Here is a 14,841-nt window from a genome sequence, read left to right as displayed (position 1 = left end):
AAAATCTATGCTGCAAAAATATCCTTATTCGTGCCAAGTTTGGATGATTGCAATTGATATGACGTTTAACCTACACTAAACTTACGTTGCGATTAAATTTCCTAATCCAATCGGCTACAATACCAATAACATCCAAACATTACAGGCAAAATGTCCTGAATTGCCCAATGGAGCAGAAAGTTTTTTAAATCCAGCTTTTTCGTACATAGAAATAGCCGTGGTAAGCTCTGGAAACGATTCTAAATATACTTCGTTGTAACCAAAATGCTGCGCCGATTCGATGCTTTTTTCCATTAACAGCTTGCCAATGCCTTTTCCCCGCGAGGCCGCAGAAGTGTATAGTTTTACAAGTTCTACGCAACCATCGGGCAAACCTTCAGTTGGGTAAATGCCGCAGCCACCAATAATCACTCCATCTTCTTCTGCAAGCCAATAGGCCGATCCCGGATGTTCAAAAAGTGTAGAGAGATCATCAGTTGTTGGGTCGGTATAAACCGTACCGGGTCTATCGATCTTAAATTCCCTTAAAATCGTTCTGATCATCTCTGCTGTAGCTTTATTGTCTGCTGCTGCTATCTTTCTAATGGTAACGGCCATATTGTTTTATTTTTTTGTAAAGTTAAAAAATGAGAGAGGTGCATTGTAAAAAATAGCAAACAAAATACACCCAGAATTGATTTATTATTATAAAACAGATTCATATCATGGAAAACGAGCAAGAAAAAACACCACAGGAAAATACAGGCAACCATCCAAAGCCTACTGATGATGTACAACTAGACATAGAAACGGTAACTCCATCTACAGAAAAAGAAGTTAAGGATGAAGATCATGTCGAAGAAAACAAAAATGAGGATGCCAAAGCAGATGTTGACGGCAAAGAAGATAAAGGTGAAAATAATCAGGATGAGATAGAAACCATTACACCGGCGCCCTAAGTTAATTTTCGTTAAAGCAGCCACCCAGCTGAAATAGTTTTAGTATTTTGGCGTTATGATTAACATGAAAAACACACTAATGATTTGCCTGCTTACTGTAACAACCGTATTTGGTTGCGGCATTAATAAACAGGCGCAACAAATAAAGGCACTCGAAAATTGCACTTATAAGATTACCAACGTACAAAATATCTCTATTGCGGGTACAGATGTAAAAAAATTAATGGATCAGCAGAGTTTTAGCTTAACCAGTTTACCAGGTGTGGCTTTGGGCTTATTAAGAAAAGATATCCCGTTAAGGGCTAATTTAAACTTAGAAATTACCAATCCATCAAGCAGTTTGGCCGCCATCAACCAGTTCGAATATAAGATTTTGGTAAATAATACCGATTTAGCAGAAGGGTTGGTTAACCAGAATGTAAGCATTGCACAAGGCCAAACCGTAACTGTACCGGTACAATTGGTAAGCAATATTTATGGACTGATATCAAACGGAAATGTTTTTAATGACATCATTAAAGCGGCGCAAAAAGGATCATCTTCTAAAGATGAAAAACTGGGTTTATTAACCATTAAAATTAAACCAACATTTATGCTGGGCAATACACCAGTAAAGTATCCGGGTTACATTACCATCAATAAAGACATTAGCAGTAAAATTTTATTGTAGCTTCTTAAACGTTTGTAGGGATGTGCAATCCCTTAAAAGCAAGAAAGCCCGGTCAACACATTTAAGTTGATCGGGCTTTTTTGCTGGAAATTTTATTAAAATCTTTTCCTCGGCGTCATCACCATGCCTTTAAATTCATTCTGATCCAACCGCTTGTCTGCTGATTTCATTTCTGCTGTCGATAATTTTGCAGCTGTAGTCACTGTTGATGTACTCAAACTTGACGTTTTTGCTGCGGGAATTACAAAAGTACCTGTTTTTGCATAAGCCAGTGCATAAGCCAGCATGGTTTCAGTTTCATCTCCAAAAGCTTTTGTTAAATCTTCTGATGATTCTTTATCAACAGTTAAACCTGAGTAATAACCGCCAACACCGTTTTGGTTTTTAGTTTCAAATTCAGGGATATACATATCTACCTTATCAATCCTGATTGGAAAAAAACCAACGGGCTTGCCATAAGTTGTAGTGCCGATCAGCTTTACATCCATCACCGGCTTTAAACTGTTAATGGTAAGCTCACTAGCTGATGCCGTTGACCCTGTAACCAGAAAATAAATCCTGTTTAAGGCCAATGAACCTGATTTCGCAAATTTTTCAATATTATCTGCGGCAGTTGGCGAGTAGTTTAAATCAGCATAAGTAGCATATTTTCCATTCACCCCAGTGGTAAATGTCTGCAGTTTTCCCGCATCATCTAAAAGGGGCTGATGGGCCAGAACAGAAGCTTTCCTTTGTGCAGTAGTAATTGATTGCAGATAACTGTTATAATAAGAGGTAAACATGGTATTACCTGTTTGTGCTGCCGGAGCTGCTAAATTAATGATCTGCGTTGCCGTAGATACATATCCGCCACCATTATAACGTAAATCTACAACAAGTTCGGTTACGCCTTGCGTAGCAAAATTAGAAAAGGCAGCATTTAAAGCTGCAGAAGCATTATTGGTAAAACTGTTAAAAACAATATAACCTACTTTTTTAGCTCCAACGGTATAAATATTGGTATACAAAATGGGATTAACCGTATAGTTTGCACTTATAATAACGGCGGTTTTCGGATTACCACTCAAATCATTAAATGCTAAGGTTACGCTTGGGTTGGTCCCAAAAATGGCACTGTTTAAAAAGTCGACTATATTGGAACTACTATAGCTTAAGTTCGTTCTGCCGTTTACACTCGTTATCCTACAGCCGCGTGTTAAACCCTGCTGGGCAGCAGGCGAATTGGCATAAACATATTTCACCCTTAAATCTTCGGTGGTATTGTACCTTACAGAAAAGCCATAATCGTTAGCCGAGCCGTTTACATCCGCTTTAAGTGCACCAGTTTTACCTGAGGTAGCGGCGGTATAATCAAAAAACGAATATTTCGGCTCGGTAGAATTGCTAACATATTCGTAAGGTTTGCCAGTTGATGGATCAGAAGAATATTGCGTCATGGCATAAAGTTCTGCTTCATTTGAGCTAAATGCACGAGGGTTAAATGCTTCGTAAGTTGGCAATGAAGTATTCCAGTAATACAATTCTTTACCGTATAAAAAGATCGAATCCTTAGTCAGTTCGGTACGTGTTCCACTTGGGGTGGTTGGAGTAACCGGTTCATCAGGTGTAATGCTGCTTTTTTTGCAGGCTGAAATTATACCCAAAGCAAAAACACCCAGCACTAGCAGGTGGGTAAATCTGTTATTTCTCATAGATTTTTGTAGCATTATATATGGTATATATACGTGTTGGCTAATGGTTAAGTTGTTCAGAAATAAAATTATTAACCAATTAACTAAATTTAAATCAAAATATTGTGAAGAAAGGTAGATGTACCGTCCAACTACGTAAATCTATCGATTAAATTACTTTATTCTAAGCTAATAATGTTAAAAAATCATAAAAAAATTCAGTCTCCACGCCCCCTGTAAATTGTCTCCTTTACACCGCTTTATATTACCCGATACTTTGCAGATTTGTTTTAAGCTAAATGAAAACTCAATAACAACCTTATAAAACAAAAACCATGGAAAAGATTGAATTTAAAACCAACATTAATGCTTCTGCAGTAAAGGTATGGGATGTGCTTTTCGGCGTAAAAACCTACCCTAAATGGACAGCTGTTTTTGCAGAAGGATCGCAGGTAAAAACCGATTGGAAAAAAGGAAGTAAAGCGCTATTTCACGATAGCAAAGGAGATGGAATGATCGCAGTGATCAATGAAAACATTCCCAACCAATACATGTCTATCAAGCACATTGGTGAAGTAATGGATGGTAAGGAAAAACTACACGACTGGGGAGAATCGCTCGAGAATTATACACTAACTGAAAAAGACGGTAAAACGGAACTGCTGATCGATATGGACATTACCGAAGAATGGCTTGATTACTTTGAAAAAACCTGGCCAAAAGCTTTGGATAAAGTAAAAGAAATAGCTGAAAAACCGGATGATCACGTAGAAACTTAAAATGGCACCATTCTTAGTGGTATGAAACCAAAAAAGCCTTTCATTTCTGAAAGGCTTTTGGAAGTGGTGCCACCTGGATTCGAACCAGGGACACAAGGATTTTCAGTCCTTTGCTCTACCGGCTGAGCTATGGCACCATCCGTTTGGGATTGCAAATGTAGTGTTCTTTTTCTCAATTCCAAAAAAGGATTTCAGTTTTTTTCGTCAAAACAACCCCTTAAAACCTCATCTTTTTGATAAGCAAGAAGATGCAGGTAAAAAATATTTTAAATTTTATTTAATATCGGATTTAACAAAGACGCAAAATTTAAATGCGCTCAGGTGACTGAAGTGGTAAAAAACAAAAATAATGTGACTAACCTGGTTTATCGAATGCTGAACAATTTCAACAAAAACACCATAAAACCAAAAAAGCCTCTCATTTCTGAAAGGCTTTTGGAAGTGGTGCCACCTGGATTCGAACCAGGGACACAAGGATTTTCAGTCCTTTGCTCTACCGACTGAGCTATGGCACCATCCGTTTGGGATTGCAAATGTAGTGTTCTTTTTTCAAAAGCAAAACTTTTTTTTAATTATTTCATTGCAACTCTGATTATCAATTAATTAATTTTTCATCAATCCGTAAATAGGCCCTAATTCTTGCTTAGAATGAGTACAAACAAACAATTTTATTATTTTTTTTATGCATGCATAGTATTTTTTTGAGATTAATATCCTAATTTAGCGTAAACAATCTAATATTGCATGGTGGCACAGATCCTCTTTCTAGTACTTACACTTGCAGCAATTGCGCTGTTTACAGTTAATCTGCGTAAAATAATTCGCAATATCCGGTTAGGAAAAGCGGTCGACCGCAAAGATCAGCCTCAAAAAAGGTTAATGACCATGCTACGGGTGGCCTTTGGCCAATCCAAAATGGTTGTCCGTCCAATTCCAGCTTTTTTGCACTTTTTTGTTTACATTGGTTTTGTGATCATCAACATCGAAGTACTCGAAATTATGATCGACGGATTATTTGGCACCCACCGTATTTTTAACGGCTTAGGAGGGCTTTATAATTTTCTGATTGGTTCTTTCGAAATCCTGGCCTTTACCGTTTGGGTTTCCTGTGCCATTTTCCTGGTCCGCAGAAATATCCTTAAGCTTAAACGCTTCAGTGGTGTAGAGATGAAAAGCTGGCCAAAATCAGATGCCAATTATATCCTGATTACCGAAATTTTATTAATGAGTGCTTTTCTGCTCATGAACGCAGCAGATGCGAAACTCCAGTTGTTAGGCGCGAGCCATTATGTAAATGCAGGTGCTTTTCCGGTTAGCCAGTATTTAATGAACATCCTTCCTTCAACCGAAAGTGCATTGGTTATAGTGGAGCGAAGCTGCTGGTGGTTCCACATTATTGGCATTTTAGCGTTTTTAAACTACCTGCCCTATTCAAAACATTTCCACATTCTTTTTGCTTTTCCAAACACTTATTTCTCCAATCTGGAGCCTAAAGGCGAATTTACTAATATGGCTTCGGTTACCAATGAGGTAAAAGCGATGCTCGATCCTTCGTTCGTTCCGGCCGAAACCGAACCTGGTAAATTTGGCGCAAAAGATGTGACCGATTTAAGCTGGGTAAACCTGATGAATGCCTATACCTGCACCGAATGTGGACGTTGTACTTCGGTATGTCCGGCAAATATTACGGGTAAACTATTATCGCCACGGAAAATCATGATGGATACCCGCGACCGCATTACCGAGGTGGGGCAAAACATTGATAAACACGGGGCAGAACATCAGGATGGAAAAGCCTTATTGGACGATTATATCAGTAGAGAGGAAATCTGGGCCTGTACCAGCTGTAACGCCTGTGTAGAAGCCTGCCCTGTTAATATTGATCCTTTACAGATTATCATGGAATTACGCCGTTATGCCGTGATGGAAGAATCGCAGGCTCCGGGAAGCATTAACGCAATGCTTGGAAATATAGAAAATAACCAGGCCCCATGGAAATACTCGCCAGCCGATCGTTTTAACTGGGCAGAAGAAAGTTAGCAATTAACAGTTTTCAGTTAACATTGAATTAATTAATAATTACCAGGTCTCGATACTTAATACTCGACACTTGATACTAGATAATAGACAAATGGAATTTAAAGTCCCTACAATGGCCGAATTAATGGCCGCAGGTGAAGAACCGGAAATATTATTTTGGGTTGGATGTGCAGGAAGTTACGATGAAAGGGCACAGAAAATCACCCGCGACATCTGCAAAATCTTACATCATGTAGGTATAAAATATGCGGTATTGGGAACCGAAGAAAGCTGTACCGGCGATCCGGCTAAGCGTGCAGGAAATGAGTTTCTTTTCCAGATGCAGGCCATGACCAATATTGAGGTTTTAAATGCATATAACATTAAAAAAATCGTAACCGGCTGTCCGCATTGCTTCAATACCATTAAAAACGAATATCCGGGTTTGGGTGGCACTTACGAAGTGATCCATCATACCCAATTGATCCAGGATCTGATTAACGAAGGCAAATTAAAGGCCGAAGGTGGCGAAAGTTTTAAAGGCAAAAAAATTACTTATCACGATCCTTGTTATTTAGGCCGTGGAAACGGAATTTACGAAGCACCAAGAAAAGCTCTTGAAGTTTTAGATGCTCAATTGGTAGAAATGAAACGCTGCAAAAGCAATGGTTTATGCTGCGGTGCTGGTGGTGCCCAAATGTTTAAAGAACCCGAAAAAGGTAATAAAGACATCAATGTAGAACGTATTGATGAAGCTTTGGAAACCAACCCACAGGTGATTGCTGCCGGCTGTCCATTCTGTATGACAATGCTGAGCGATGGCATTAAGTTAAAAGATAAAGAGCAGGAAGTAAAAGTGCTGGATATTGCAGAAATTACGGCAAGGGCAAACGGACTTTAGTAACTTTCTTTCATAAATAAAATAGCCTGAGTATTGAATGATACTCAGGCTATTTTGTTTTTAGTTTTTATCTATTATACAGCATCAGATAATGAAGTAAAGGTAAAATCCCTGATCCTTAAAGGTGGCAGCAGATAGTTCGCTTCAGATTCGGCACTTACCGTCCGCTCCGTTATCCCGATTTCATCTAGGTTATTTAACATGATGATCGGGCTTTCATTAAAACGGAAATTCTTCACTGGAAATTTGATTTCACCGTTCTCTATATAAAAAGTACCGTCCCTGGTTAAACCCGTTAATAACAATGTTTGTGGGTCGACCGTGCGGATATACCATAAGCGGGTCACCAAAATACCTTTTTCGGTTCCTTTGATTAATTCTTCCAGACTTTTGGTTCCGCCCTGCATAATCATACCGCCCGGAGTAGGAATAGGTTTGATTCCTGTTTTTTGTGCCCAATATCTTGAGCTGTACAGATTTTTAACTACGCCCTTTTCTACCCAATTTATTTTTTGCTGCGGCCTGCCATCACCAGACCATGTAGCAGTAGGCAATTCAGGATTCCATGGATCAGAGTAAATATTCACGCGTTCATCCACCAGTTGCTCACCCACCTTTGTTTTACCACCGGTTTTGCTCATGAAACTCCTGCCTTCATCCGCCTGCCTGGCATCGAGTGAGTAGAATAGGTTTTCGAGCATTACGGCTACCGCAGTAGGTTCTAAAATAACGGTATATTTTCCTGGTTCTATTGCTTTGGCCGTTAACGATGACATTGCTTTTTTTGCAGCAATTGCTGTATCGGCTTTTGCATTGAGTTTACTAAAATCGTTATATCCCCTTGTGGCATATCCTGAGCCTTTACCGTCATCGGTTCTAACTGTAATGTTAAAAGCCACATCAGTTGAGGTATTATAGGCAAATAATCCCTTACTGTTCATCATTGCCGAACAACCAACACTGTTTGATAAGAAACCCGCAGCATTCAATTTGGCATCCATAGCCTCTTTTAAACTGGCCTGCACCGCATCTGCTCTTTCTTTTGGCGTAACTGCTGCTGTAGCTGGAGAAAAGGTTGGAGATTCAGCTCCGTATTCCTGAGGACCGAGAAAGGGCATAAATTCAGGATTTTCCGGTGCAAGTTGGGCAAGTTCTTCTGCCCTGCGCACCACTTTTTCTAAAGAGGCATCATCAAACTCATTTATTGTTGCGGTACCCAGTTTTTTCCCGAAGGCGGAACTCACCACCAGGCTATTGGAACTGATTCCGCCACTGGTAGAAACCGCATTTCTGGCATACCTTAAATTACCGCTATCCGAGCAGCTTAAGTTTACTTCGCATTGTTCTGCTTTTGAGTAAGCAAGTACCTTGGTTAAAAGTGCCTTTGCTTCTGCTTTTGTTAAGATTGGCATAATTTCTATCAGATTTTTCTAGCGGTATTAATCACATTAACTTTATTAAAACGTGCGGTTGCCGATCCATGCGATACAGCACTTACCTGGCCCGGCTGCCCCTTGCCATCAAAAAACGAACCGCCTAAACGGTAATCGCTTTCATCGCAGATGGCTACACACGAATTCCAGAACTCCTGGGTATTGGCCTGATAGGCAACGTCTTTAAGCATGCCAATAATTTTTCCATCCTTAATTTCGTAATAGAGCTGACCTCCAAACTGAAAATTGTAACGTTGCTGATCAATGGAGAATGATCCATCACCCACAATGTAAATTCCTTTCTCTACGTTTTTGATCTGATCGGCTATACTCAATTTAGCTTTGCCTGGCTGTAAAGATATGTTAGCCATACGCTGAAACTGAACACTGCTCCAGTTATCGGCATAACAGCAGCCCTGTGAGCTTTTCAATCCTAAAATATGTGCCTGATCTCTGATGGCCTGATAATTCACCAATATGCCATCTTTAATTACGTCCCATTTTCCACACTTAACACCTTCATCATCATAACCTACAGCTCCTAAAGAACCTATTTCGGTTTTATCGGCCGTAATATTTACTTCTTTACTACCGTAATTGAATTTCTTAGATTCCCATTTATCCAACGTAAGGAAACTTGTACCTGCATAGTTGGCCTCATAACCCAATACACGGTCGAGCTCTGTAGGGTGCCCGCACGATTCGTGTATGGTTAACCACAAGTGTGAGGGATCTAACACCAGATCATATTTACCAGGTTCTACCGTTTTGGCTTTCATTTTTTCGCCTACCTGTCTGGCGGCCTGTTTAGCATCCTCAAGCATATCGTACCTGCCTTTATAAAGCGTACCCGATGCTGTTTGTATTTTATCCTGCGGTCTGGCATCAAGGTATTCATAGCCCTTTCCTGTAGGTGCGCTTAATGCGTTCCTGGTTTCGAACTTACCTGTTTCCTTGTCAATTTTTGTGATAAAAAAAGTAGGCCATATGCGGTGAATATCCTGATCAATATAAGAGCCATCGGTAGAAGCAAAATATTTTTGCTCGTTAACTGCAAATAAAATGGAATTAATATAATCTGCCCCGCCTTTCATGGCTGCATCATTTACGGCCAACAATAAGTCTACTTTTTCTTTTACTGGTACTTCGAATGTATTTTTCTCTATCGGGGCTTTCCAGCTTACTTCTCCGTATCCTTTTTGTGGGGCCAGCTGTACAGGCTCCCTTAACAAACGTGCATTTTCTTTGGCAATGGTTACTGCCAACTCTGCTGCCTTTGCAACGCTGTCTTTATCCATTTTATCGGTTGCGGCAAAACCCCAGCTGCCATTCGCAATTACCCTTATTCCAATGCCGTACGATTCGGTATTTACAATATTTTCTACCTTATCCTCGCGTGTAACTACATATTGATTAAGGTACCTGCCCACCCGTACATCGGTATAGGTTGCTCCTTTTGATCGTGCAGCGTTTAAGGCTACATCAGATATGATTTTTTTAGCGGCCGGATCAACATAAGTTAACGCCTGCTCAGGGGAAATCTCTTTCCCAAAAACTGGAATGGCAGGAAGCATGGCCGCAGCAGCACCTACACCAGTTAAATAAATAAAATTTCTACGTTTCAAGATGAGATTGTTTAAAATACGACTTAAGATAAGTGTTTTAACCCAATCCCCAAAATTTTAGTTATCCATTATAACATTGAATATGAAACAGATGCTTGTATTAAAAGGCCGCCATTATTGTGGCACTTTAACGGGCTGGGGCTGGGCGCATATTTTTTCCAGGTTATCCCTGATCTGGTTTAAATCTTCAGCCTCCATATTTTTTACAGGGATGATGATCTGCGTAGCCATCGAGTCTACATCGCCGCCCCTATCCTTATAAGTCTGCACAATTACATCGTCACCTTTGGTATGGATATACAATTTACCCGCATTGGTAGTTCCATAATAATCCATATCTTTAAATTTAGCCAGCTTAAATGCAAAATACTCTGTTTTACCGTTATTAAAATAACGCTTGTAACGGCAAAAACCATTGTTGGTAACATTTAGTTCATAACGCTTTACCTGGCCATTTTCCTGGCTGGAATCGTAATGATCGGTAAAAGATTTTTGCAGGTAACCTGTATACTGTTCGAGGGTTTCGGGATCGGAAAAAGCGTATAAAAACACACAAAAAGCCGAAACAAGGGATATTTTCAAGCAGAGTGTAAACTTTTTCATCAGGTTAGCGTTTTTAATACAGCAAATTAATTAAAATCATAAATTTGTATATGAGTTTTTCTCCACATTCAAGAGTTTGGATATACCAAAGTGATCGCAAGTTTACTTCTAACGAAGAAAATGAGATCCTGAACAAATTAGCTGGTTTTACCAACCAGTGGAAAGCGCACGGAAACGAACTGCTGGCAAAAGCAGAAATCCGTTATGGCTTTTTTATTATCCTTACCGTTGATGAGAGCCAGGCCGGCGTTACCGGATGCTCTATCGATAGCTCTGTGAGGTTAATCAAGGAAATTGAACAGGAATACCATGTCGATCTTTTTAACCGCTTTAACATGGCCTACAAAGTAAATGGAGAAGTGGTGGTCAACAGTAAGGAAGATTTCGAAACCCTCGTAAATATCAAACAGATCACTCCAGAGACCATTGTATTTAACAACATGGTTCAAAATTTGGCTGAACTGGAAACCAAATGGGAAGTTCCTTTCCAAAATAGCTGGCACTCCACCGTTTTTGCCCATTTACTGTAAACATTATGTTTATTGTAGATCTTAAATACATTGTTCCATTGGAAGACCTGGACGGGCACATGGAGACGCATGTTCAGTATCTGAAAAAATACTATGATCAGAATATTTTTGTTGCTTCGGGCAGAAAAGTTCCACGTACCGGCGGAATTATTCTAGCCCTGGCTAAGGATGAGGAGGCCTTAAAGAAAATCCTGATGGAAGACCCTTTTTACAAACACCGCCTCGCCGATTTCACCATTACCCAGTTCCTCACTTCGCAATACCACCCCGACCTCGAATTACTTTTAAAATAAGTAATTCTTAAAAAGCTACCTCACCTAATACTTATATTTTTCTTTACTAATCAAACAATTAGCCTTTAAAAAACATTATATTGGTTAAATCAAATAATGTGTATGAAGCGCTGGCTCAAAATCTCTTTAAAAATCGTATCGGTTTTAGTTGTCCTGATTATATTAACCTGGCTGGCGGGTGCATTTTACATTAGCCGAAACAAGAAAGAAGTGCTGGCTTCTATCCTGTCGCAACTGAACAAAAATTTAAACGGGCAGATTACGGCTACCAGCATGGAGCCTACGCTTCTTAAAAGCTTTCCGGGTGTTTCTGTATCGCTAAATGGCGTTTTATTAAGGGATAGCCTATGGGCGCAGCACAAACACGATCTGTTAAAGGCGCAGGATATCGACGTATCATTAAACGTGCTTTCGCTTATTGTAGGCAACATCAATATCAAACAGATAGCCATCAACAATGCATCGATATACATTTATACCGACTCTACCGGATACAGCAATACCAGTATTTTTAAGAGCAAACCCAAAACCGATAAAAAATCATCACCAAAATCATCCGCGCTGGAGGTAAAGAAAATAGATTTCAATAAAGTGAGTCTAATACTTGATAATAAAAAGAGGTTTAAACTTTTCAACTTTGATATCGATCAGATCCAGGGCAGAATGGAATATCCGGATAGCGGCTGGACAGGCAAAATAAAATTAAAAACTAAGGTAAACAGTTTCGCTTTTAACACCCGGAAGGGAAGTTTTTTAAAAGACAAAACCCTGGATGGAACCTTACTGGCACATTACAGCCGTGACCTGGATGCGGTAATTTTAAAGCCTGAAGTTTTAAATATTGGTGGTCATCCTTTTAAAATAGGCGCTAAAATAGACCTGGCTAAATCTGCTTTTGCCATTAGCATTGCCGTGGATGATATTTTATTCAGGGATGTAGCTTTACTCCTATCGCCTAATATTTCTTCTAAACTTTTAAAGTTCGGCATCGAAAAACCAATTAATATACGCGGAAATATTGTTGACGATGGATCAGGTAAATACGGTGATCCTTTAATCAAAGTAGGCATAACAGTAAGAGATAACATTGTTTCTATTCCGGCAGGGAAATTAACGGCCTGTAATTTTGATGGATCTTTTACCAACCGGGATACCGCTGGTGGTGTTATTGGCGATGAAAACTCTTCCATCAAATTTCATAAACTCACCGCCAAATACTTCAATGCACCGCTTAAAATTGACACTTTTACCGTAAATAACCTCGCCAGGCCTATTGCAACAGGATTGGTTACCTCGCAATTCCCTTTATCCAACTTAAATAATTCGTTAGGAACAAACGATTTCGAATTTAAAAACGGAACCGCAAACCTCAGACTCTACTGCCAGGCCGATATCGATAATTTCAGGTTCACCAAACCAGTAGTTTCAGGTAAAATACAGATTGCAGATGCCGATATTCTGTATATTCCGAGAAAACTTCATTTAGTAAAAAGTGCTTTAAACATCAACTTCAACCAAAATGATTTATCCATCCAGAACGGGCATTTCCAATTGGGTAAAAGTGAGCTGAATGTAAGCTGTAGCATTGCCAACTTTGCCAATTTATATTATACCGCTCCAGATAAAATATTGGTGAATTTAAAAATGTCGAGCCCACAGCTTTATTTAAAGGAATTTTTACCCTTTTTAGGTCCGAGGTCGAGCAATAAACCAAAACCAAGTGGAAATAAACGCGTGGTTTCTAAAGAATTGAGTAATGTACTTGAACTATCTAAAATGAACATCCGCTTAACGGTAGATAAAGCCATTTACGATAATTTTACGGCCAAAAACCTCGATGCAGATATTTCATTGCGTGGCGGCGGTATATTTTTTAATAAAATCAGTGTAGCCCACGCTGGTGGTCAGTTATCTTTAGATGGAAATATCATGCAGGAAGCGGCTTCAAACAGTTTTAAAATCAATTCAAAAATTAGCCATGTAAGCGTTAAAGATTTCTTTTACTCTTTCGATAATTTCGGACAAAATACCATTACCAACAAAAATTTAAAAGGTTATCTTTCTTCGCTGGTCAACATTTCGGGAAGAATATCACACACCGGAAAAATCCTTCCACGATCAATAAATGGCAAAGTGGTATTTAACCTGAACAATGCCGCCCTTGTTAATTTCGACCCAATGGTAAAAGTTGGAAAATTTGCTTTCGCAAACCGGAACTTATCAAACGTAGAAATCAAAAACCTCGATGGAACGCTCAACATCAGGGGAGATAAAGTCGAAATCAGCCCAATGCAGATAAACTCGAGTGCATTAAACTTTAATGTTAAAGGTACTTATGCCCTGGGCACTGGAACCAATGTCGCCATGGATATCCCTTTAAGAAACCCTAAAGGCGACGAAAACTTAACCAAAGAGGAGAAAAAGCAGGCCCGTATGCGTGGTATTGTACTACACTTAAAAGCGGTAGATGATGAAAAAGGTGGGATTAAGATTAGGTGGAATAAAGATCATGATTAGTCGTGAGTCCTGAGTCTATAGTCCTGAGTCTCCTAGATTGTACATAAATTGACTGAAGACCCGGGACTTTGGACTTAAGACTAAAAATCCAACGGCCCCAACCTGTTCATATTTCTTAAAATCAAATATTGGCGGTGCCTGATGTAAGGTGTGGCGTTTTTAGGCGTCCATCTTCTTGGATTTGGGAAGCAGGAGGCAATCAAGGCAGCCTGTTTCTTGGTTAATTTTGTACAAGATTTACCATAATACTCCTGCGAAGCGGCTTCTGCACCATAAATGCCATCGCCCATTTCAATTACATTTAAATACACCTCTAAAATCCTTTCTTTGCTCCAGAACAGCTCAATCAAAAGTGTAAAATAAGCCTCAAAACCTTTTCTGATCCACGACCGCCCTGGCCATAAAAAAACATTTTTAGCAGTTTGTTGTGAAATGGTACTTCCACCCTTTACTTTCTTCCCCTTGGCGTTGCTGGCGAAAGCTTTTTCAATGGCTTTCATATCAAAGCCGATATGCTTTAAAAAGAGCTGATCTTCGGCTGATACCGCGGCCCTTTTCATGTTATCAGACATATCTTCAAACTTCACCCATTTTTTCTCCGTTTTAAAAGGCTTTCCATCGGCTTTACGCTCAATGTTACGCAACACCATTAAAAGTGTGATTGGAGGATTAATGAAACGCAATGCAATTACCCAGAATACAGAAACCAGTAAAAAATATAAAAACACCTTCGTAGCAATGTTGGTGATCTTTTTTAAAAGTGGATGTTTCGCTTTACTTTTTGTTCTGGTTGTCCGGGTTTTTGCCATGCGCCAAAGTTAATTAAAGGGATGGGAAATGGAAAATGGATGATGGAAAATGAG

14 protein-coding genes and 2 tRNA genes are annotated in these 14,841 nt (G+C 39.4%); 8 read left to right on the top strand and 8 right to left on the bottom strand.

The annotated features are described in order from the left end of the window. Positions 1-114: 114 nt before the first annotated feature. A complete protein-coding gene (locus tag U859_RS0117450) occupies positions 115-597 on the bottom strand; it encodes a GNAT family N-acetyltransferase (protein WP_025144616.1) in 483 nt (160 codons plus the stop codon). Positions 598-704: 107 nt separating this feature from the next. On the opposite strand from U859_RS0117450, the gene U859_RS0117445 reads away from it, so the two are divergent. Both U859_RS0117445 and U859_RS0117440 read left to right on the top strand, forming a co-directional pair. Beyond that, on the top strand, positions 705-938 hold the full coding sequence (locus U859_RS0117445; RefSeq protein ID WP_025144615.1) for a hypothetical protein: 234 nt from the start codon (positions 705-707) through the stop codon (positions 936-938). 64 nt (positions 939-1,002) lie between these two features. Next, positions 1,003-1,608, top strand: coding sequence for a hypothetical protein (locus U859_RS0117440; RefSeq protein ID WP_025144614.1), 606 nt, complete (start codon positions 1,003-1,005; stop codon positions 1,606-1,608). A 95-nt stretch (positions 1,609-1,703) separates the two neighbouring features. Here U859_RS0117440 and U859_RS31200 read toward each other — a convergent pair whose 3' ends face one another. Further along, on the bottom strand, positions 1,704-3,299 hold the full coding sequence (locus U859_RS31200; protein WP_162799979.1) for a S41 family peptidase: 1,596 nt from the start codon (positions 3,297-3,299) through the stop codon (positions 1,704-1,706). Positions 3,300-3,613: 314 nt separating this feature from the next. Between U859_RS31200 and U859_RS0117430 the strand changes: the two genes are divergently transcribed. Next, on the top strand, positions 3,614-4,057 hold the full coding sequence (locus tag U859_RS0117430; protein WP_025144612.1) for an SRPBCC domain-containing protein: 444 nt from the start codon (positions 3,614-3,616) through the stop codon (positions 4,055-4,057). Positions 4,058-4,121: 64 nt separating this feature from the next. On the opposite strand, the gene U859_RS0117425 is transcribed toward U859_RS0117430, so the two are convergent. Together U859_RS0117425 and U859_RS0117415 are read right to left on the bottom strand one after the other, a co-directional pair. Beyond that, positions 4,122-4,194 (bottom strand) — tRNA-Phe (locus U859_RS0117425). A gap of 305 nt (positions 4,195-4,499) precedes the next feature. Continuing rightward, positions 4,500-4,572: transfer RNA gene (locus U859_RS0117415), tRNA-Phe, on the bottom strand. Between the two features lie 229 nt (positions 4,573-4,801). Between U859_RS0117415 and U859_RS0117410 the strand changes: the two genes are divergently transcribed. Together U859_RS0117410 and U859_RS0117405 are read left to right on the top strand one after the other, a co-directional pair. Further along, positions 4,802-6,097 carry a (Fe-S)-binding protein gene (locus tag U859_RS0117410; protein ID WP_025144611.1) on the top strand — a complete coding sequence of 432 codons (1,296 nt, stop codon included), beginning with the start codon at positions 4,802-4,804 and terminating at the stop codon, positions 6,095-6,097. A 91-nt stretch (positions 6,098-6,188) separates the two neighbouring features. Next, positions 6,189-6,977 carry a (Fe-S)-binding protein gene (locus U859_RS0117405; protein ID WP_025144610.1) on the top strand — a complete coding sequence of 263 codons (789 nt, stop codon included), beginning with the start codon at positions 6,189-6,191 and terminating at the stop codon, positions 6,975-6,977. 74 nt (positions 6,978-7,051) lie between these two features. On the opposite strand, the gene U859_RS0117400 is transcribed toward U859_RS0117405, so the two are convergent. The 3 genes from U859_RS0117400 to U859_RS0117390 form a co-directional block, all read right to left on the bottom strand. Further along, positions 7,052-8,389, bottom strand: coding sequence for a TldD/PmbA family protein (locus U859_RS0117400; RefSeq protein ID WP_025144609.1), 1,338 nt, complete (start codon positions 8,387-8,389; stop codon positions 7,052-7,054). Positions 8,390-8,397: 8 nt separating this feature from the next. Next, positions 8,398-10,035, bottom strand: a complete 1,638-nt coding sequence (locus U859_RS0117395; protein WP_025144608.1) for a TldD/PmbA family protein — start codon at positions 10,033-10,035, stop codon at positions 8,398-8,400. 114 nt (positions 10,036-10,149) lie between these two features. Further along, entirely contained in the window at positions 10,150-10,638 is a 489-nt protein-coding gene (locus U859_RS0117390) for a hypothetical protein (protein WP_025144607.1), read from the bottom strand. 50 nt (positions 10,639-10,688) lie between these two features. Here U859_RS0117390 and U859_RS0117385 point away from each other — a divergent pair, with 50 nt between their 5' ends. The 3 genes from U859_RS0117385 to U859_RS0117375 all read left to right on the top strand — a co-directional run bounded on the left by U859_RS0117385 (position 10,689) and on the right by U859_RS0117375 (position 13,978). Then, entirely contained in the window at positions 10,689-11,168 is a 480-nt protein-coding gene (locus U859_RS0117385) for a hypothetical protein (RefSeq protein WP_025144606.1), read from the top strand. Between the two features lie 5 nt (positions 11,169-11,173). Continuing rightward, positions 11,174-11,461: a YciI family protein gene (locus U859_RS0117380; protein ID WP_025144605.1), complete on the top strand. Its 288-nt coding sequence runs from the start codon at positions 11,174-11,176 to the stop codon at positions 11,459-11,461. 102 nt (positions 11,462-11,563) lie between these two features. Continuing rightward, on the top strand, positions 11,564-13,978 hold the full coding sequence (locus U859_RS0117375; RefSeq protein ID WP_025144604.1) for an AsmA-like C-terminal region-containing protein: 2,415 nt from the start codon (positions 11,564-11,566) through the stop codon (positions 13,976-13,978). Positions 13,979-14,058: 80 nt separating this feature from the next. Here the strand turns inward: U859_RS0117375 and mtgA are convergent, their stop codons facing one another. Further along, the gene (mtgA, locus tag U859_RS0117370) at positions 14,059-14,787 is read right to left on the bottom strand and encodes a monofunctional biosynthetic peptidoglycan transglycosylase (RefSeq protein WP_025144603.1); all 729 of its coding nucleotides are present in this window, start codon (positions 14,785-14,787) and stop codon (positions 14,059-14,061) included. Positions 14,788-14,841 lie beyond the last annotated feature (54 nt).

Source organism: Pedobacter jeongneungensis (assembly GCF_000633455.1).
GTDB classification, from domain to species: domain Bacteria; phylum Bacteroidota; class Bacteroidia; order Sphingobacteriales; family Sphingobacteriaceae; genus Pedobacter; species Pedobacter jeongneungensis_A.
The sequence above is the reverse complement of the archived record's forward strand: the minus strand, read 5'-3'. Positions and strand labels throughout refer to the sequence as shown.